This window comes from Amycolatopsis orientalis DSM 43388 (genome assembly GCF_000411975.1).
GTDB lineage: Bacteria > Actinomycetota > Actinomycetes > Mycobacteriales > Pseudonocardiaceae > Amycolatopsis > Amycolatopsis orientalis_D.
On the sequence record NZ_ASXG01000130.1, the window covers coordinates 40,216 to 58,813 of the forward strand.

At 69.3% G+C, this 18,598-nt stretch carries 17 protein-coding genes; 8 read left to right on the forward strand and 9 right to left on the reverse strand.

The window, feature by feature from the left end:
- The first annotated feature begins 217 nt into the window (after window positions 1-217).
- The gene (locus L942_RS27475) at window positions 218-2,122 is read left to right on the forward strand and encodes an elongation factor G (RefSeq protein ID WP_037365918.1); all 1,905 of its coding nucleotides are present in this window, start codon (window positions 218-220) and stop codon (window positions 2,120-2,122) included.
- Here L942_RS27475 and L942_RS27480 read toward each other — a convergent pair.
- The 3 genes from L942_RS27480 to L942_RS27495 form a co-directional block, all read right to left on the reverse strand.
- On the reverse strand, window positions 2,058-2,480 hold the full coding sequence (locus L942_RS27480; RefSeq protein WP_037365919.1) for a hypothetical protein: 423 nt from the start codon (window positions 2,478-2,480) through the stop codon (window positions 2,058-2,060). The two genes, L942_RS27475 and L942_RS27480, sit on opposite strands and share 65 nt — an antisense overlap.
- Before the next feature lie 84 nt (window positions 2,481-2,564).
- Window positions 2,565-3,500 carry an esterase/lipase family protein gene (locus L942_RS27485; protein ID WP_037365921.1) on the reverse strand — a complete coding sequence of 312 codons (936 nt, stop codon included), beginning with the start codon at window positions 3,498-3,500 and terminating at the stop codon, window positions 2,565-2,567.
- Between the two features lie 452 nt (window positions 3,501-3,952).
- Entirely contained in the window at window positions 3,953-5,110 is a 1,158-nt protein-coding gene (locus L942_RS27495) for an acyl-CoA dehydrogenase family protein (protein ID WP_106965051.1), read from the reverse strand.
- A gap of 119 nt (window positions 5,111-5,229) precedes the next feature.
- Here L942_RS27495 and L942_RS27500 point away from each other — a divergent pair, with 119 nt between their 5' ends.
- Window positions 5,230-6,903, forward strand: coding sequence for a class I adenylate-forming enzyme family protein (locus L942_RS27500; RefSeq protein ID WP_200862934.1), 1,674 nt, complete (start codon window positions 5,230-5,232; stop codon window positions 6,901-6,903).
- 51 nt (window positions 6,904-6,954) lie between these two features.
- Here the strand turns inward: L942_RS27500 and purE are convergent, their stop codons facing one another.
- Together purE and L942_RS27510 are read right to left on the reverse strand one after the other, a co-directional pair.
- Window positions 6,955-7,452, reverse strand: coding sequence for a 5-(carboxyamino)imidazole ribonucleotide mutase (gene purE / locus L942_RS27505; RefSeq protein ID WP_037365925.1), 498 nt, complete (start codon window positions 7,450-7,452; stop codon window positions 6,955-6,957).
- A gap of 11 nt (window positions 7,453-7,463) precedes the next feature.
- Window positions 7,464-8,648 (reverse strand): 5-(carboxyamino)imidazole ribonucleotide synthase, encoded by a 1,185-nt coding sequence (locus L942_RS27510; RefSeq protein WP_037365926.1) that lies wholly within the window; start codon window positions 8,646-8,648, stop codon window positions 7,464-7,466.
- A gap of 921 nt (window positions 8,649-9,569) precedes the next feature.
- On the opposite strand from L942_RS27510, the gene L942_RS27515 reads away from it, so the two are divergent.
- The gene (locus L942_RS27515) at window positions 9,570-9,932 is read left to right on the forward strand and encodes a hypothetical protein (protein ID WP_037365928.1); all 363 of its coding nucleotides are present in this window, start codon (window positions 9,570-9,572) and stop codon (window positions 9,930-9,932) included.
- Between the two features lie 170 nt (window positions 9,933-10,102).
- On the opposite strand, the gene L942_RS27520 is transcribed toward L942_RS27515, so the two are convergent.
- Together L942_RS27520 and L942_RS27525 are read right to left on the reverse strand one after the other, a co-directional pair.
- A complete protein-coding gene (locus L942_RS27520) occupies window positions 10,103-11,431 on the reverse strand; it encodes a glycosyltransferase 87 family protein (protein WP_037365930.1) in 1,329 nt (442 codons plus the stop codon).
- Between the two features lie 52 nt (window positions 11,432-11,483).
- Window positions 11,484-12,335: a hypothetical protein gene (locus tag L942_RS27525; RefSeq protein ID WP_037365932.1), complete on the reverse strand. Its 852-nt coding sequence runs from the start codon at window positions 12,333-12,335 to the stop codon at window positions 11,484-11,486.
- A 256-nt stretch (window positions 12,336-12,591) separates the two neighbouring features.
- Here L942_RS27525 and L942_RS27530 point away from each other — a divergent pair, with 256 nt between their 5' ends.
- From L942_RS27530 to L942_RS46210, 5 genes are read left to right on the forward strand one after another with little or no spacing between them, the layout of a single operon-like run.
- A complete protein-coding gene (locus tag L942_RS27530) occupies window positions 12,592-14,865 on the forward strand; it encodes a sigma-70 family RNA polymerase sigma factor (protein ID WP_037365933.1) in 2,274 nt (757 codons plus the stop codon).
- A gap of 10 nt (window positions 14,866-14,875) precedes the next feature.
- Window positions 14,876-15,376: a GtrA family protein gene (locus L942_RS27535; RefSeq protein WP_037365935.1), complete on the forward strand. Its 501-nt coding sequence runs from the start codon at window positions 14,876-14,878 to the stop codon at window positions 15,374-15,376.
- 37 nt (window positions 15,377-15,413) lie between these two features.
- Window positions 15,414-15,938 (forward strand): GtrA family protein, encoded by a 525-nt coding sequence (locus tag L942_RS27540; protein WP_037365938.1) that lies wholly within the window; start codon window positions 15,414-15,416, stop codon window positions 15,936-15,938.
- Window positions 15,935-16,438 carry an HAD family hydrolase gene (locus L942_RS27545; RefSeq protein ID WP_051166284.1) on the forward strand — a complete coding sequence of 168 codons (504 nt, stop codon included), beginning with the start codon at window positions 15,935-15,937 and terminating at the stop codon, window positions 16,436-16,438. The genes L942_RS27540 and L942_RS27545 overlap by 4 nt, the downstream gene beginning before the upstream one ends.
- Window positions 16,398-16,640 (forward strand): HAD hydrolase-like protein, encoded by a 243-nt coding sequence (locus L942_RS46210; protein ID WP_369094766.1) that lies wholly within the window; start codon window positions 16,398-16,400, stop codon window positions 16,638-16,640. Before L942_RS27545 ends, L942_RS46210 begins: the two co-directional genes overlap by 41 nt.
- On the opposite strand, the gene L942_RS27550 is transcribed toward L942_RS46210, so the two are convergent.
- Both L942_RS27550 and L942_RS27555 read right to left on the reverse strand, forming a co-directional pair.
- Window positions 16,564-17,847 (reverse strand): ATP-binding protein, encoded by a 1,284-nt coding sequence (locus L942_RS27550; protein ID WP_037366077.1) that lies wholly within the window; start codon window positions 17,845-17,847, stop codon window positions 16,564-16,566. The two genes, L942_RS46210 and L942_RS27550, sit on opposite strands and share 77 nt — an antisense overlap.
- 12 nt (window positions 17,848-17,859) lie before the next feature.
- Window positions 17,860-18,561 (reverse strand): response regulator transcription factor, encoded by a 702-nt coding sequence (locus L942_RS27555; RefSeq protein WP_009072764.1) that lies wholly within the window; start codon window positions 18,559-18,561, stop codon window positions 17,860-17,862.
- Between the last annotated feature and the right edge of the window lie 37 nt (window positions 18,562-18,598).

Below are 18,598 nucleotides of genomic sequence, written 5' to 3' on the forward strand. Positions count from 1 at the left end.
GCCGCGGGGGTGTCAGCGAGTGATCGACAGCAAACCGACAGGCACCGGAAATTCGCTGTACGCAGTGCCCGGTCCAGCGCTACCGTGCCGCTGACCGCGAGTGCCCGCTGCCCGCGGCCGTGTTTTCGTGTTCCCGACCCGTGAGGAGTCCCGATGCGCCGGCAGTCCGATCGACCCCAGTTCGGCCTGTCTCCCGCATCCGAGGATTTCCGCCCGCATGAAAGCACTGACCATCGGCGTCCTGGCGCACATCGACGCAGGTAAAACCAGCCTCACCGAACGTCTGCTGTTCGAGACCGGCGTGCTCGACCACGTCGGCCGGGTCGACGACGGCGACACCCAGACCGATTCGCTCGACCTCGAACGCCGGCGCGGCATCACCATCAAGTCCGCCGTCGTGGCGGTCACCACGCCCGGCCACCGGCTCAGCCTTGTGGACACTCCCGGTCACCCGGATTTCATCGCGGAGGTCGAACGCGCCGTCGGCGTGCTCGACGGCGCGGTGCTCGTGGTGTCCGCGGTGGAAGGCGTCCAAGCCCAGACCCGCGTGCTGATGCGCACGCTCGTCCGGCTCGGCATTCCGGTGCTGGTCTTCGCGAACAAGATCGACCGCACCGGGGCTCGCGAAGCATCGTTGCTGGAATCGTTGCGTACCAAGCTTTCCCCGCGATGTGTCGCGATGAGCACCGTGCCGGAGATCGGCACCGCTCACGCACGTCCGGTGCCGCTGCCCTTTGACGAACACCTCGCTGACGCACTGGCCGGGGACGACGCGTTTCTCGAGTCCTATGTGGCCGGTACCGCGTCCGCTGTGGACTACCGAAACGCATTGGTACGGCAGGTGGCCACCGCTTCGGTGTATCCGGTCTTCTTCGGCTCCGCGGTCACCGGCGCGGGCGTTCGCGACCTCATCGCCGGAATTTACGAGCTGCTGCCGTCCCGCGAACGCCGCGGGGACGGACCGCTCGACGCCACCGTGTTCAAAATCGAACGCGGTCGTTCCGGCGAGAAGATCGCTTACGTACGCATGTTTTCCGGATCCCTCGCGGCCCGCCGACCGGTACCGTTCCGCCGCTTGGGCGCGGAAAGCGTCGGCCGCCCCACTGCGGTGCGGGTGTTCGAGCACGGCGCGACCCCGGTGTCCGGCGAGGCGCTTGCCGGAGACATCGCGCGGGTCTGGGGTCTGCCGGAGATCCGGATCGGCGACCGGCTCGGGGAAGGCACGGACCTTTCGCAGGACCGGTTCTTCGCCCCGCCGAGCCTGGAAACGCTGGTGTACCCGGTCGATCCGGGCCAAACCGCCGCGCTCTACCTCGCGCTGACCCGGCTGTCCGAACAGGACCCGTTGATCAGCATCCGCCGCCAAGACCAGGACATCACCGTCCGGCTCTACGGCGAGGTGCAGAAGGAGGTGATCCGAACGACGCTCGCCGAAGAGTTCGGCATTGCCGCCGAATTCGAGGAATCACGCCCGCTGCTGGTCGAGCGTCTGCATGGGACCGGGCACCGCGTTCGCCGCCCCGCCCCGGACGAACGCGTGTTCTTCTGGGCCACCGTCGGACTTCGCGTCGAACCCGGACCGCCCGGGTCCGGCACCGACTACCGGTTGGAGGTCGAACTCGGCTCGCTGCCGCTTTCCTTCCACACGGCCATTGAGGACACCGTGCACGAGATCCTGCGCGAAGGCCTGCACGGCCGGGAAGTGATCGACTGCGCAGTCACCCTCACCGACACCGCGTTCTACCCGCCGGCCAGCACTGCCGGGGATTTCCGCGGCATGACCCGCCTGGTGCTGCGGGAAGCGCTTCGCCAGGCCGGAACGCGGGTGTACGAACCGGTCCACTCGTTCGAACTCGAAGCCCCGGCGTCCGCGCTCAGCGCGGTGCTGCGCAAACTTGTCGAACTGCGCGCCATACCCGGCGAACCAGTGCTCGCCGGCGATCGATGCACTGTGGACGGTCATCTTCCCGCCGCCTCCGCGCACGAACTGGAACAGGCACTGCCCGCGCTCACCCAGGGCGAGGGCACGCTGGTCACGAATTTCGCCGAATACCGGCTCAAGCCGGGTGGCGCCGGGCCAGGTCGAGTTCCGTCCAGCCGCCGTGGGCGGACAACAGCGTGAGAACGCGCTCCGCGAGGGCCGCGAACCGGCGCAGGTCCTCGTGGAGCGCCTTCGCGCGAGTCGAGTCGAGCGGCGCGTGGTCGTCCCACCACAGGCAAAGCACCGCGCTCGCGCACAGCACCAGCGGCTGAACGAGGTCCGTGAACTCCGCGGACGGCTCGGCCGTTTCCCGGCACGTGCTCTCGATTTCCTCGCACGCGTCGAGCAGTTCCCGCAACGGGCCCACCGCGCCGGACGGAGTGCCGTCCCACGACGCGGTGGGCCACGCGCGGTCGCTCAGCTCGAGCCACAGCCGCCATCCGGCGACCAGCTCGGTCTCGTCGTGCGGCGTCCAGGTGTCGGGGAGCAGCCAGAACATGTCACCGACTGTGACAGCGAAGCCGGAGACCGCACAACCAAGCAGGCGAAAGTGTTCGCGTTTGTACCCCGGTGCGGGGGTATCTCAGCTGATCACCGGGGGCACGAACACGCAATTCGGCTTTTTCGCGTGCTGCGGGTCGAGCGCGTTGAGCACCTCGCGCTCCGCGATCGGGTCGTAGGTGATGCCGAGGTGGTCGGTGTGGTCGAGCCCGCAGACGTCCTGGAGGACGAGGTTTTTCACGTTGGGCGCGGGCTTGAGGAAGGCGTTGGTGTACGGGGTGACCACGTCGTCATACCTGGTCTGGATCACCGTGTAGTCGACGCCCGGAACCGTGTCGCCGCCCGCGTTGAGGTCTTTGAGGAACGCCGACCCGGTCGACTGCTCGTTGCAGGCCGGACAGGGGACGCCGACGATGTCGCGAGCGGGCGGGATCGCCTGGATGGCGGTGAGCAGGCCGAACAGGCTGGTGCCGTAATTGGACGGAGAGAGGCCGATCAGCTTGCCGATCTTGTTCGCGCCGCCGAGGTACTTGATCCAGTAGCGCGGGTTCATCCCGCCCTGCGAGTGTCCGACGATGTCCAGCTTCGAAGCCCCGGTGGCCTGCAGAATCTTGTCCCCGAAGGTCGCGAGCTGTCCCGCGGTGCCCGCGACCGGCCCGACCGTCTGCAGGAACGCCCCCGGCGATCCGCCGAAGTTCCCCGCGAACACGCAGTACCCCTCGTCGGCGAGCCGCTGGGAGAGGTTCGCCCAGTTCTCGTACGCGTTGGCCGTGGTGCCGTTGGACAGCAGCACCGGGTTCGGATGCTCCGCGGAGGGTTTGCAGTTCCAGTCGTTGGCCCCCGGCGGCGCGATGGTCGGCTGCCCGACCGAGTAGATCGCCGCGGCGATGATGTTCGGCTGCACCGGACCGGTCGGCTCTTTCCCGGTTGCCCCCGATGCCACCGCGGTGCCGCCGCCGAGCGCGACCACCGTCGCCGCCAGGATGGCCATGCCCCGTCCGAACGCGCGTACGCCCATTCCGTTTCACCTCTCTGTGAACCCGACGCAGTGGTTAACGCGGAACACGAGAAAGAGAAACGCGGTTACTAGTTTTTATCGCAAGCTGACGAGTTCCCGGTTTACCGCATCGATCAAGGACGCCCGGTTTCCCGGGCAGACACTGCTGTGGGCCGCGCCGTCCTGAGTGCTCTGGAAGCTCAGCACCCGCCCCCGCCCGGTGAGGTCGCGGACCGACAACGGCGAGCTGTACGTCCGCTCGCCTCGCTCACGGCGTGCAACTGATGCACCGCGTCGCACGGCGCCCGGATCAGACACCGCAGCTCGTCGGCGTCGCCCGCCTCGGCCAGCGGGTCGGAACTGCCGCCGCCGTCGTAATACTCGCGGCTGACCCGCATCGCCCGGTCCGAGTCAAGAAAGAGCCCCACCACCCAATCCGGGTGGTGGGGCTCTTCAGCGAGATGCCGGGAAGCTCAGCCCTTCAGCAAGGCGCGCGCCATGACGACCTTCTGGATTTGGTTCGTGCCTTCGTAGATCTGCGTGATCTTCGCGTCGCGCATCATCCGCTCCACGGGGAAGTCGCGCGTGTAGCCCGCGCCGCCGAACAACTGCACGGCATCCGTGGTTACCGACATTGCCACGTCGGACGCGTAGGCCTTCGCTGCGGACGCGGTGAAGCCGGCGCGCTTGTCGCCGCGTTCGGAGGCTGCCGCGGAGGCGTAGACCAGGTGACGGGCGGCTTCGATTTTCGTTCCCATGTCGGCCAGCATGAACTGGATTCCCTGGAAATCCGCGATTGCCTTGCCGAACTGCTTGCGTTCCTTGACGTACGCGACGGCGGCGTCCAGGGCACCTTGGGCGATTCCCAGTGCTTGCGCGCCGATCGTCGGGCGGGTGTGGTCCAGGGTGCGCAGCGCGGTTTTCAGGCCGGTGCCTGGTTCACCGATGATGCGGTCAGCCGGGATGGTGCAGTTTTCGAAGTAGATTTCGCGGGTCGGCGAGCCCTTGATGCCCAGTTTCTTTTCCTTCGGGCCCACCGAGAAGCCCGGGTCGTCCTTGTGCACGACGAAAGCCGAAATGCCGTTGGCCTTCTTTTCCGCGTTCGGGTCGGTGACGGCCATCACCGTGTACCACGACGATTCGCCGGCGTTGGTGATCCAGCACTTGGTTCCGTTGAGGACCCAGTGGTCGCCGTCGAGGCGGGCGCGGGTGCGCATGGACGCGGTGTCCGAACCGGCCTCTCGTTCGGACAGGGCGTAGGACGCCGAGGCCTCGCCCGAGGCGATCGACGGCAGGACCAGTTTCTTCAGGTCCTCCGAACCGGACAGGATGATCGGCTGCGTGCCCAGTTTGTTGACCGCCGGGATCAGGGACGCGGAGGCGTCGACGCGGGCGACTTCCTCGATCACGATGCACGCGCCGATGGCGTCGGCCCCTTGGCCGTCGTACTCCTCGGCGATGTGGACGGCGTTGAATCCCGCCTTGACGAGCGCTTCGTTGGCCTCGACCGGGTAGCGCTCCTGCTCGTCGACCTCCGCCGCGTACGGCGCGATCTCCTTTTCGGCTAGCGCCCGGACCGCGGCCCGCAGTTCCTCGTGCTCTTCGGCCAGCTGATACAGGCCCTCGGCCACCTTCAGTCACCTCTTCTGCAGCGAAACGGGAGAAAGTCCCCCGATGTTAGCCCGCGTTCACTCCGATCGCGGAGGCTCGCTGCTTGTGTCCTCGGCCGCACGGTTCGTATGGTCAGGTGATGGCTGCCACTGCGTCGACCCCGCCGCCCGGATTGCCCGCTTCCCTTGACTACCCCGAGGCGCCGATAGGTTCGGTGCTCGCCGGCGCCGCGACACGCTACGGCGACCGGGTCGCGTTCGCGATGGGCGACGACCAGCTCACGTTCGCCCAGACCTGGCGAGCGGCCTGCCAATTCGCGCAGGCGTTGCTTGCCCGCGGCATCGGCCGGGGCGACGTGGTCGCCGTACATCTGCCGAACTGCCTCGCGTATCCGATCGCCTACCACGGCATCCTGCTGGCGGGGGCGACGTTCAGCCCGACGAACCCGCTGCTTCCTCCGGACGACCTCGCCTTCCAGCTCACCGACTGCGGCGCGGCCGCGGTAGTGACGTTCGGGCCGGTCGCGGGCACACTCGCGGCGGTCGCCGACCGGATTCCGGCGCGGCTCACCATCGTCGTCTCCCCTACTGGCGAACTCGACGAGGGGAGCGTGGAGTTCCGCGAGTTCTTCGCCGGCCAGCCCGCGACCAGGCCGGACGTGGCGATCGAGGTGGACCGCGACCTGGCCCATCTCGCCTACACGGGCGGTACGACGGGGCGGTCCAAGGGCGTTGAACTCACGCATCGCAACGTCGTCACGAACACCCTGCAGCACACCTGCTGGTCGACCGGGTCGGTGCCGGCGCTCGACGCGAACGGCGACGTGACGATCGACCAGATCGGCAGCCCGGACGAATGGCCGACCCGCCTGGGCACCGGCATCTCGATCAACCTGACGCCCTGGTTCCACGCAATGGGCGTCATCGCGGGGCTCAACGGCCCGCTGCTGGCCGGCGGGACGATCGTGCTGCACTCCCGGTTCGACCCGGCGGCGTACCTCGCGGACGCGGAACGGCTGCAGGTCACGACCATCGGCGGCGCGCCCGCGCTGTTCGCCGCACTGCTCGCGACGCCTGCGTTCCACACCGCCGACCTGTCGTCGGTGCGCAACATCGGCTCCGGTGCGGCGCCGATGAGCCACGAGATGATCCGCGCGCTGCACCAGCGGTTCCCGGGCGTCGTGATCACCGAGGGATACGGGCTCACCGAGGTGACGATGGGCGCGGTGATCTCGCCGAGCTACCGCTCTGGCGTGCGCAAGGTGGGATCAGTCGGCACGCCGATCTTCGACACCGAGGTCAAGCTCGTCGCGGACGGCAGCGAAGAGCAGTTGCCACCCGGGCAAGAGGGCGAGGTGTGCTTGCGCGGGCCGCAGGTGATGCGCGGGTACCGGAACCGACCGGAGGAGACCGCCGCCGCGCTGGTCGACGGGTGGCTGCACACCGGCGACATCGGCGTTCTCGACGAGGACGGCTATCTGTCCATTGTGGATCGCAAGAAGGACATGCTGCTGTACAAGGGATACAACGTCTTCCCACGCGAACTGGAGGAACTGCTGAGCGCGTCGCCGGGCGTGCTGTCCGCGGCAGTGGTCGGACGGCCGAGCCCGGAGGTCGGCGAGCTACCGGTGGCGTTCGTGGTGCGGAAGCCGGATTCCTCAGTGGACGCCGAGCAGCTGATGGCGGCGGTGAACGAGAAGGTGCTGCCGTACAAACGCCTGCGGGAACTGCATTTCGTCGAGGAGATCCCGGTGTCGGCGGCGGGCAAGGTGCTGAAACGCGAGCTGCGGAAGCAGCTGCCCGACCCGGCTTGAGCTGATGGTGCGCGCGGATGCCGGTCCACAACCGGCATCCGCGTGCCCGGTCTACTTGCCCGCTTTTTCGCGGAGTTTGGCGTCCTTGTCGAGGACGAGCTGCTCCAGGTCCTGCTGGAACTGCGCCAGTTTCGCCTGCAGCTGCAGGTCGGCAGCGGCGAGAATGCGCACCGCGAGAAGACCGGCATTGCGCGCCCCGCCGACGGACACGGTCGCGACCGGGATGCCGGCGGGCATCTGCACGATGGACAGCAGCGAGTCCATGCCGTCCAGGTACTTCAGCGGAACCGGCACGCCGATCACCGGCAGCACCGTCGCCGACGCGACCATGCCCGGCAGGTGCGCGGCGCCGCCCGCGCCCGCGATGATCGCGCGGATGCCCCGGTCGGCCGCGGACTTCGCGTAGTCCAGCATCCGCTGCGGGGTGCGGTGCGCCGAGTAGACACCGACCTCGTACTCGACGCCGAACTCGTCCAGCGCTTGCCCCGCGGCCTCCATCACCGGCCAGTCGGAGTCGCTGCCCATGATCACGCCCACCTGCGGCGCCATTGTGTTCCCCTTCAGTGGATCTCGTAGCCGTCGAGCCAGACGGCGTGGGACAGCCAGTGCGCGGACAGCAGCGCGCGGTCGCGCAGGTCGTCCATGCGGTCGCCGATGAAGTTGACGTGCCCCAGCTTGCGGCCGGGCCGGTCCTGCTTGCCGTAGAGGTGGATCTTCACCTCGGGGAACCGCGCGAACAGATGGTGCACGCGCTCGTCCGGGCTCATCTGCGGCGAGACTTCCGCGCCGAGCACATTCGCCATCACGCACGCCGGCGCGATCAGGTCGGTGCGGCCGAGCGGGTAGTCCAGGACCCCGCGCAGGTGCTGCTCGAACTGCGACGTGCGCGAACCGTCCATCGTCCAGTGGCCGGAGTTGTGCGGACGCATCGCCAGCTCGTTGACCAGCAGCCCGTTCTCGGTTTCGAACAACTCGACCGCGAGCAGCCCGGTGACATCGAGCGTCGACGCGATGCGCAGGGCCAGCTCCTGCGCCTCGTGCACGCGCTCTTCCGCCAGCCCCGGAGCCGGGGCCAGAACCTCGGTGTTGATGCCGTTCCTTTGCACCGTCTCGACGACTGGATACGCCGCGCCCTGGCCGAACGGGGAACGCGCGACCAGCGCGGACAGCTCGCGCTTCATCGCGACTTTCTCCTCGACCAGCAGTTCGGTGCCTGCTTCGAGGAGTTCGGGAACGGTCTCGCGGGCCTGCTGTGCGATGTCGAGCATCCAGACGCCCCGGCCGTCGTACCCGCCGCGCGACGCCTTCAGCACCACCGGCCAGCCGTGCTCGTCGCCGAAGGTCACCACATCGTCCACAGTGGACACTTCGGCGAAGGCGGGACCGGGCACGCCGAGGCCGGCCATCATCTCGCGCATCACGAGCTTGTTCTGCGCGAATCCGAGCGCGGTGGGCGCGGGTCGGACGACGAAGCCCTCGGTGGCGAGGGTGAGCAGGTGCTCGCCGGGCACGTGCTCGTGGTCGAAGGTGACCACGTCGACCTGGCGGGCGAAGTCGATCAGCGCGTCGAGGTCGGTGTGGTGGCCGATGACGACGTCGCTCGCCACGAGGGCCGCCGCGTCGCCCTCGTCGGCCGCCAGCACCTTCAGCGACTGGCCGAGGGAAATCGCCGCCTGCTGCGTCATGCGGGCGAGCTGCCCGCCGCCCACCATGCCCACGATGGGAAGACCGGTTCGTTTGTCCATAGCGCCGCCCAGGTTACTGGGCGAGAACCGGCGGACCACCGGCGACCTGCGGCGGAGGCGGACCGTGGGCGAGGTGCGGGAGGGCTGGGCGGGCGGGTTGGTGCTGGGTTCGGTGGGGCGGGGGCCGAGGCGACCGGCCAGGCTGTAGGTCGGGCGATCGGGCTTGGGCTCACGAGCTGGCCACCGGGAACCCAGCCGCGCTGGGGCAGGGCCCAGGCAACGGTCAGGCTGAGCGCCGAGCCAAGCGGGCTGGCCCCGCCAGCCAACCATGCCGAGGAGACCCAGGAACCGACCACGCTGGCCACGGGACGAATCGGACTTGGGCTCACGGGCTGACACCGGGCGGCCGGACCCGGGCACCTCCAGAAACCGGCCAGGCTGCGCCGGGTCAAGGGGGCTGGTCCACCAGCCAGCCGCGCCGGAGAAACCGCAGAATCGGACTGCGCTCACCGGCTGGCCCGGGAATCGGCCAGACCGGGACGAGCCAGACAACCCAGCCGGGCTGAGCGCCAGGCAAGGCGGGCCGGCGTGGGAAGCCAGCCGTGCCGAGACAACTCAGAAACCGACCTGGCCGGGCACCGGCCGACCAAGCTCGGCACTAGAGCGAGCCAGACGACCCAGCCGAGCTGAGCGCCGGGCAAGGCGGCCCGGCGTCGGAACCAGCCATGCCGACACAGCTCGAAACCTGACCAGGCTGGACATCAACCGATCAAGCTGGCCACCAGGCGGATCCGGCAGGGATCAGGTGCTACCGGATCAGCTTGGACGGTAAGCCGATCTCGCAGATCGGACCGGGATAGCAACCCAACGGGCACCTCAACACCCCCACGGCACCCCCACCCCAACAACCTCGACCCGAAGAGGCCAACACCCGGCCGCCAAACCCCACCCCGAACCGTCCCGCTGAAGGAGGATGTCGGCATGGACTCCGTCACCCTCCCGCGGCCGGTTCTGCACGCTCTTCGCCAAGCGAGCCTCCCCGGGGTGGCCACCGGGATGCTCACCGACGCATCCCGGCCGCTGGCCTTTCCCTCGGGATTCGGCGACGTGCTCGCCTGGCTCTGGACCACCGACTCCAACTCGGCCGTGATTTACCTCGCCGAACTGATGAAGCAGCTCCGCGAACAGCACCCGCTCGCGAAAGCCGTCACCCCGCCCTATCGGTTCGACGAGGTGCTCACCGCGGCCCGCGAATGTCTTCCGGACGACTTCGCGCACGCCGAGTTGCTGATCCAGTACACCCGCACCGCATTGGGCGACTTCTACGGCGGTTCAGCGGACTGACAAAGCGCACTATTCGGTTGATCTGCCCGGCACCGGCACCGGAATCAGAACGATGGCCGTGCCCGTCCGCGAACCAGGGGCTCCGGACGGCCGCGTAACCACCGCGATCCACACAGTAACCGCCACCACCGACAAAACCCGCCAGCAAGCCGCTGACCAGCAAAAACAACCTAAGACAGCTGCGCCCGCTTGCGCGCCCGCCGCTGCAAACCCCACCGCAGCGCCAACGCGAGGGCCAGGACGACCGGCGTCAGGATGTAGGCGTCGCCGAGCACGTTCTGCCACACCTTCCAGTGCAGCTCGACATTCCGGCCGTTCGGCAAGATCAGCAGGACGCAACTGACGAACACGAACGCCACCAGGAACGTGCCCAGCCATCGTTTCCAGGCGGTCGCCGGGGTGGTTTTCGGCAACCGGGAAACCAGGAGCACGACCAGCGGCGCGACCCAAACCCAGTGGTGCGACCAGGAAATCGGCGAGATCAGCAGGATCCAGAACGCCGTGACGAGCAACGCGGCCAGCGCCTGCCCGCGCCGGTGGAAGCGGAACATCAGCCACAGCGCCGGAATCGCGAGCACCAGGCCGATCGCGGTGGCCGCGCCGGACGCCCACGGAGCCAGATCCGTGGCGCGGTTCATCAGGGCGTTCAGCGACTGGTTGCCCGCCCAGTGCACCGGGCCGATCCGGCCGGTGTCGGGGAGCGTTTTCGTCCAGTATTTCCACGAATCGTGCGGGTTGATCAGGAACAGCAGCGCCTGCATGCCGACAAAAGTCGCCAAGCCGCGCAGCGCGTCTTTCCAGCGGCCGGTGACCAGCAGATGGCCGAGGAACACGATCGGGGTCAGCTTGATCGCCGCCGCGAGGCCCACCAGCACGCCTCCCCAGCGGCTGCCGCGCGCGCCGATGACGAGCATGTCCAGCAGGACCATCGCCATCAGGATCAGGTTGATCTGGCCGAGGAAGATCGTCCGCCACACCGGTTCGAAACCGAGGAAGACCAGGAAGAACACGATGGTCGACCGGGCCGGGGACGCCCACCAGCGGGGTCCGTCGGCGGCCGGGCGGGGCAGCGCGCCGATCGCGATCCGGATCGAGAGGGCGAGCGCGGCCAGCGAGGCAACGGTCAGGAAACCCCAGGCCACCTGCACCGGCACCAGCTCGAGCGGAGCGAACAGGAGCGCCGCGGTCGGCGGGTAGGTGAACGGCAGCAGCGCCCAGCCCGGTTCGGTGGGCAGCGTGTTCGCGTCGTAGAGGTTGTCCCCGCGCAACAGCTGCAACGCGCCCGCCCGGTAGACCGCGCTGTCCACGCCGAGGTTCCAGTCGTGCGCCCAGCCCCAGAACCCGATCGCGATCGCCAGCAGCGGAAACACGGCGAAGACGAGCATCGACCGCGGACGCACGGACAGCCGGGCCAGGGATCGGCGCAGAGCGAGCCGGGGCTGCCCGGATCGATTCACCGGAGCTTCGCCGTCGGCAGCGGAGGGTACGGTCCTGGTCACCACACCAGGAAAGCATGACTGCGGGAATGCTGGTCAGGAAGGGTGACCGGGGTCAGCTGTGCGCCAATTCCGTCAGCAGCTCGCATGCCCGCTCATGCGTTCCGGGCAATCGCACCGCGGACACGAGCGGACGGGCGACGTCGCGCAGCTGCGGATCCACGGACAGGCGTTCGTTGAGCGCCCTTCGCAGCGCGACCCCGCGCGTGGCCAGGCGTTCGTTGCGTTCGGCCAGCACCGCGACCGCGGACGGGCCGATCGTCGCGTAGCACTCGCCGGTGTCGAAGACGGCGCGGACGGCGTCCGCGGCGAGGATCATCGCGGTCAGCCGAGGCCAGCCGGACACCGAGGTCAGGTCCAGCGACACGGTGAGCAGCACATTCGCCTCGTGGGCGCCGCCGCGGTAGATCTCGCCGAGGCGGGTCCGCAGGTACGCCGCGGACGGCAGGCCGGTGAGCGGGTCGGTGACCTCGGTGTGCACGAGCTGGTCGGTGGCGACGTCCGCCCAGGCCAGCGCGGTCACCCGGAGCAGTCGGGCCGGGGTGGCGTCGACGTCCGGGGCGACGAATCCGTCGACCGCGTCCGGGTCGGCGAGCACCGCGTGCAAAGCGGCCAGGTCGGACAGCGTTTCCGACAGCCCCGCTCCCGCCGCGGCCCGTGCCCGGCCCAGCCCGGCCAGCGCGTTCTCCGCGCCCGTCGAGCCGTGCCGGACGACCGCCGCGCACACCGCGTCGACTTCGGGCAGTGCCCAATCGCTCGGGAAACGCCAGCCGGCGGCAAGACTGGCTGTTCGCCAGCGAGCTCGCAAGGCCCGCAAATGGCGGTCCCGCTCGAACCGCGCACGCGTCTCGTCCCCCGACGAGTCGCCTGCGGAGCCGGACCGCGCCCCGGTCGCCGGTACGTCCACCGAACCCCCAGCTCCTTCCGGTACCTGTCGATCTTGTCCCCAATCACGAAGGGGACGCGGCGGCGGAGTTCTCGTGACGCGTTTTCCCAGATCTTTTTCGCGCAACCACCGGACGAGGAGGTGAACTTGCTGCGCCTACTGAGGCATCTGCCGGACCACGGCGTGACGAGTGTCGCCGCATCCGTCACACTTGGTGTGCGTTGTAGGGAGTAAGGCGCGTGGAGTCCGCCGCGCGCGCAGCATCCAAAGGAGCCCCGTGTCCACCGTTCCCGCCGATCTCTCCGGTAAGAGTGACGCCGAGCTGATCGCAGAGGTGCGCGCGGGAAAGATCGCGTCCTACGGTCCGCTCTACGAGCGGCACAGCGGCGCCGCGCACAACCTCGCCCGCCAGCTCGCGCGGTCCAGCTCCGAGGCCGACGACCTCGTGTCGGAGGCGTTCTCGAAGGTTCTGGACACGCTGCGTGGCGGGAAGGGGCCGGACAGCGCCTTCCGTGCGTACTTGCTTACCGCGCTGCGTCACACCGCGTATGACAAGACGCGCCGTGACCGCCGGATCGACCTCAACGAGGACATGAGCGACGTCGGCGGCGCCGCGGGCGAAGCGCTCACCGTGCCGTTCTCCGACACCGCCGTCGCCGGCCTCGAGCGCACGATGGCCGCGAAGGCGTTCGCGCGGCTGCCGGAACGCTGGCAGGCAGTGCTGTGGCACACCGAAATCGAGCAGCAGAGCCCGGCTGAAGTCGCGCCGCTGCTCGGCTTGACCGCCAACGGCGTGTCCGCGCTCGCGTACCGCGCCCGGGAAGGGCTCCGCCAGGCGTATCTGCAGGTCCACCTCCAGGAAACCGGCGCGGACCGCTGCCGGGCGACGGCCGACCGGCTCGGCGCCTGGACCCGCGACGGACTGTCCAAACGCGAGCGCTCGCAGGTGGAGAACCACCTCGACGAGTGCGAGAAGTGCCGGATCCTGGCGGCCGAACTGGCCGACGTCAACGGCAGCCTGCGCGCGATCATCGCCCCGATCGTTCTCGGCGGCGCTGCTCTCGGCTACCTGGCCACGATCGGCGCGGCCAAGGCGAGCGCGGCGACTGCCGGTGCCGCCGTCGGAGCGGGAGCCGCCGCGGCAGGCGGGGCGAAGGCGGGTGCGGCGGCAGCCGCGTCCACCCCGCGGCAGTTCGCCGGGGTCGCCATGTCCGGGGCCGCGATGGTGGCCGCGGTGGCCGTCGCGCTGGCCGCGGGCGGCGGAACGCAGACCATTCCGACCGCGCAGCAGGCCCCCGCACCGCCGCCGGCCGCCGCGCCCGCCCCCGCGCCGAAGCCTGCTCCCCCGGCTCCTCCGGCCGCGCCGCCCGCTCCCCCGGCTCCGCCGCCTGCCCAGCCCGCGCCTCCGGCGGTGCCGCCGCCCGCGGCTCCTCCGGCTGCCCCGCCGGCGCAGCCGCCCGCCCAGAACCCGCCTGCCGGGGCGCCGCAGTTGTCCGCGTCCCTGCCGCCCAACGGGGTCGAACTCCAGCCGGGCGGCGGCCCGGTCGCGCTGCCGATCACCGTGCGCAACAACGGCACCTCCGTCTCCGATCCGGTCCAGGCGACGTTGAACCTGCCGGAGGGAGTCCGGGCCGTTCAGGCGAACGGCGGCGGCGCGGTCGGCGCGTACTCCAGCGAAGCGGCCGCGCAGTCCGGGCCGATGCAGGTCGCCTGCCCGGGCGGCACGGGCACGGTCACCTGCAAGACCGGCAGCGGGTTGCAGCCTGGTCAGACGGCCGTGCTGACGTTCCGGCTGCAGGCCGACGAGAACGCGAAGGGCGGCGAGGTGACCGGTTCGGTCACTGCGGGTGCTTCGCTCAAGGTCGACGTCAATGTCCGGGTGAAGGTCAATCCTCCGAAGGACGCTCTGTCGCTGTCGGCGAGGGCACACGGAGTGCCGTGGAAGATCAAGCCGATCATCGAAGCCGATGTGCAGAACACCGGGCAGAGCACGCAACCGGTCACGATCACGTTCGACCACAAGACCGACCAGCCGTTCAGCCTCAAGCAGTTCAAGTGCACGCTCAGCGATACGAGCACGAGCTGCACCAGCGCCAAACCGCTGGCTCCGGGCGAGACCACGAGGCTGTGGGCGGCGGTGGACCGCAAGCCGTTCGACGGCCCGCTCACCGTCACTGTCGGCGCCTCGCTCGGCAGTGCCACGGCGACGCCGGTGCCGGTGCCGCTCGGCTGCTGGTGGGACATGTGCCACGACCCGACGATCGGACCGCTGTCGTCCACGTCAGTACCGCTGCCGTCGACCTCGCCGAGCTCGCCGACCTCGAAGAGCCACGAGCCGAGCTCGCCGAAGCCCTCGAAGCCGAGCGTCCCGCTGCCGTCCACGCCGTCCTCCGACGACGACACACCGGACCCGACCTCGAGCAGCCCGGCCACCACCACGAGCGCCCCGCCGGACCCCAGCTCGAACGGAAAGCCCGGCAACCACGGCAACCACGGCACCCGTCCGCCGTCGGCAGAACCCCGGGGGTTCTTCGGCTGGTTCACGGAGTAGCGTCCGCACGGTGCGCGAACTCCTGGCGAAGCACCGTGAACTGGTCCGATTCGCCCTGGTCGGCGGCACGAGCTTCGTCATCACGCTGACGATCACATACGTCCTGAAGTTCACCGTGCTGCGGACCCATCCGGTTACCGCGTTGATCGTCGGTGTGCTGATCGCCACGATCTTCTCCTACGTGGCGAATCGCGAATGGGCGTTCCGCACGCGCGGCGGCCGGGAGCGCGCTCACGAAGCGGCGCTGTTCTTCCTGATCAGCGGCGTCGCGCTCGGGCTCAACGCGTTGCCGCAGTGGGTTTCGCGGTACGTGCTGCAACTGCAGGTGCCGCACGTGAGCCTGGTCGGGCAAGAGGTCGCCGACTTCGTGAGCGGGATGATTCTGGGCACGCTGCTGGGGACGCTGTTCCGCTGGTGGGCGTTCAAGAAGTGGGTGTTCCCTACCGAGGGTGCCCGGGAGGAATCAGCGCGGCACGACAATCCGGATATTCCGGACCGTAAGGCCGCCTGACACCTGGCGTGACCTCGACTTCTCTAGACTGCGATACGTGACCGTCGTCGAAACCGTGCTCGCCCGCACGCCCGAGCCGTTGCGCTCCGTGCTCGTGAAGCACCGGGAGCTGCTGAAGTTCGCGATCGTGGGCGGCACGACCTTCCTGGTCGACAACGGCGTCTGGTACCTGCTGAAGCTCAGCGTGCTGGAGTCGAAACCGACCACGGCGAAGGCGATCGCGATCATCGTCGCGACGATCGTGTCGTACGTGCTCAACCGCGAATGGTCGTTCCGCACCCGCGGCGGCCGCGAACGCGCCCACGAGGCCACGCTGTTCTTCCTGATCAGCGGTGTCGCGGTGGTGGTGAACCTCATTCCGCTGCTGATCTCGCGCTACTGGCTGCACCTGGAGGTGCCGCACGTGTCGCGGTTCGTGCAGGAGGTCGCGGACTTCGCGAGCGGATCGATCATCGGCATGCTGCTGGCGATGGTGTTCCGGTTCTGGGGCTTCAAGAAGTGGGTGTTCCCGGACGAACTGGGCGAACGGCGGAAGGACGGGGTCACCCGGCTTCCCCGGTGACCCGGCTCGCGCTGTTCGACCTGGACGACACGCTGACGGATCTCAGCGGCGCGTTTTCCCGGTGGGCGGCGGAATTCGCCGCGCGGCACGAGCTTCCCGACGCCGCGATCACGTGGCTGATCGCCGCGCGGCGCGGCGGGCCGATGGACCGGTTCTTCGCCGAGGTCCGGCAGAAATTCGACCTCGCCGAGCCGGTCCAACAGCTGTGGGCGAGCTATCGCGCGAGAATCCCCCAGCTGGTGCAGCTCTATCCGGACGCACTCGAAGACCTCGCTCTCTTGCGCGCCGCCGGGTGGCGAATCGGCATTGTCACCAATGGGATGCAGGACAACCAGCTGGCAAAGCTCCGCCGCACCGGCCTGCTCAACGCAGTCGACGGTTACTGCATTTCCGCCGCTGTCGGTCTGCGCAAACCCGATCCGCGCATCTTCCACCTCGCCGCAACGAAACTGCGGTGCCGTGCTGACCACCGGCGATTGGGTCATCGGCGACAGCCCTGACCTCGACATCGCGGGCGGGCATCACCTCGGGTTGCGCACGCTCTGGATCAGCCACCACCGCGCGTGGCCATCAGGTCGGCCACCGCACCGCGTCGCAACCGGCCTGCGGGAAGCCGTCCGGATCCTCAGCGAGGAACCGGCTCCGAGGGCCACTGCAATTCCCCCACCTCGTCCGGACGCGGCACCTTCAGGAACAGACTGAAAACCGCCGGTCGCTTATTCGACAGTTCCAGCCGCCCGCCGTCCGCTTCGACCAGCGCACGGGCCAACGCCAACCCCACGCCAGTCGAGCCTCCGCCGGAAAAACCGCGTTCGAAAATGTGCGGCGCGATTTCATCCGGCACCCCGGACCCGGTATCCGCGACCTCGATCACCACCGTTCCCTCCGCATCACCGCGGCGGGCGGACAGCGTGACGGTTCCCGCGCCGTGGCGGAGGGCGTTGTCCAGCAACACTCCGATCACCTCGCGCAGCCGAGCCGGAGTTACGCGCACCATCAAGCCGTCCGCGACCTTGAGGCGCAGGTTCCGGCCCTCGACCCGCAGCAGCTGACGCCATTCCTCCGCGATCGCGGGCAACGTCCCCGGCAGATCGACCGGCTCGGCGTCCACCTCGCGCGCGGCCCGGGCGGCGGCCAGCAGTTCGTCCAGGGCCTGGGCCAGGCGGTCCGCCTGTTCCTGCGCGGCCCGGGATTCCTCGACGACATCCGGGTCTTCGTGGCCGGTCAGCGGTTCCAGCCGGAGCTGCAGCGCGGTCAACCGGCTGCGCAGCTGGTGCGAGACGTCCCCGACCAGCTGCCGTTCCCGCTGCACGAGCTGCGCCAGAGCCGAACCCGACGTGTCGAGGGCCTCCGCGACCATGTCCAGTTCGGCCACCCGGTAGCGGCTCGGATCCGGCCGGAAATCGCCGCCGCCCAGGCGGGAGGCTCGGTCCGCGACGTGCCGGAGCGGTTTCGCCAGACGGCGCGCGGTCACGGTCGCCACCACCGCGCCGGTCCCGACGGACAGCACCACGAGCAGGACGACCAGCAACGTCACCTGCGTCTGCTTCGTGCGGACCGGACCACTCGGGATCGCCAGCATCACCGTGCCGCTCCGGGCGGTCGGCACCGATTCGACCACCGGGTCCGGGCCGGGGTTCGCGCCGAGGTGTTTCTCGCTGAAGCCCTCCGCGCGCACGATCAGCATGCCGCCGTCGGGAACGCCGACGCGGAACTGCTCCAGGTCGATTTCCTGGCCGTTCGCGACCTGCGTGTCGACCGTCGCGGCGATGTTGCGCGCCCGTTCGGCCAGGCTTTCCCGGTTGAGGTTCTCCACCAGCCGCCACGCGGTGACGCCGAGCGGGATGCCCAGCACAGCCGCGGTCACCAGCACGGCGAGGAGGATCGCCAGCAGGATCCGGCGGCGCATGCTCATCGGCGGCTACTCGACATTGAACCGGAACCCGACGCCGCGCACGGTCGCGATGCGCCGTTCGGCGTCGGAGTGCGCCGGTTTCGCCTGCCTGCCCGCCGCCTCGTCGGCGGCGACCGCGAGTTTGCGGCGCAGCCAGGACATGTGCATGTCGAGCGTCTTCGACGTCTTGGACTCGAGGTCGTTCCACACCTCGGCGAGGATCTCGTCGCGGCTGACGACCTGGCCGGCCCGGCTCATCAGCACGCGCAGCAGTTCGAACTCCTTGTTCGCCAGCTGCACCTCGTGCGAGTCCACAGTGACCAGTCGCGCGCCGAGGTCCATCCGGACGCCGCCGGCTTCCAGCACCTCCGGCACCCGGCGGCGCAGCAGCGCGCGGATCCGGGCGAGCAGTTCGGCGAGCCGGAACGGCTTGGCCACGTAATCGTCCGCTCCCGCGTCGAGGCCGACCACGAAGTCGACCTCGTCGGTGCGCGCCGTGAGCATCAGCACCGGCAGTTCGGTGCCGCTCGCGCGCAGTCTGCGGCACACCTCCAGCCCGTCCATCCCGGGCAGCCCGAGGTCGAGCACGAGCAGGTCGACCCGGTGCGCGGCGGTCGCGGCCAGCACCGCCGGGCCGTCGGTGACGACCTCGATCTCGTACCCCTCCCGGTGCAGCGCGCGCGACAGCGGCTCGGCGATGGCCGGATCGTCTTCGGCAAGTAGGACCATGCTCACCTGGCCAACCTTACGGCGAACGGGCGTGAAA

Bases quoted from the DNA above. Each gene is read 5' to 3' on its own strand.
- L942_RS27555 (WP_009072764.1), bottom strand. From the start codon at position 18,561: ATGGTCCTACTTGCCGAAGACGATCCGGCCATCGCCGAGCCGCTGTCG.
- L942_RS27515 (WP_037365928.1), top strand. From the start codon at position 9,570: ATGGACTCCGTCACCCTCCCGCGGCCGGTTCTGCACGCTCTTCGCCAA.
- L942_RS27500 (WP_200862934.1), top strand. From the start codon at position 5,230: ATGGCTGCCACTGCGTCGACCCCGCCGCCCGGATTGCCCGCTTCCCTT.
- purE (WP_037365925.1), bottom strand. From the start codon at position 7,452: ATGGCGCCGCAGGTGGGCGTGATCATGGGCAGCGACTCCGACTGGCCG.
- L942_RS27485 (WP_037365921.1), bottom strand. From the start codon at position 3,500: ATGGGCGTACGCGCGTTCGGACGGGGCATGGCCATCCTGGCGGCGACG.
- L942_RS27550 (WP_037366077.1), bottom strand. From the start codon at position 17,847: ATGCGCCGCCGGATCCTGCTGGCGATCCTCCTCGCCGTGCTGGTGACC.
- L942_RS27480 (WP_037365919.1), bottom strand. From the start codon at position 2,480: ATGTTCTGGCTGCTCCCCGACACCTGGACGCCGCACGACGAGACCGAG.
- L942_RS27475 (WP_037365918.1), top strand. From the start codon at position 218: ATGAAAGCACTGACCATCGGCGTCCTGGCGCACATCGACGCAGGTAAA.
- L942_RS27510 (WP_037365926.1), bottom strand. From the start codon at position 8,648: ATGGACAAACGAACCGGTCTTCCCATCGTGGGCATGGTGGGCGGCGGG.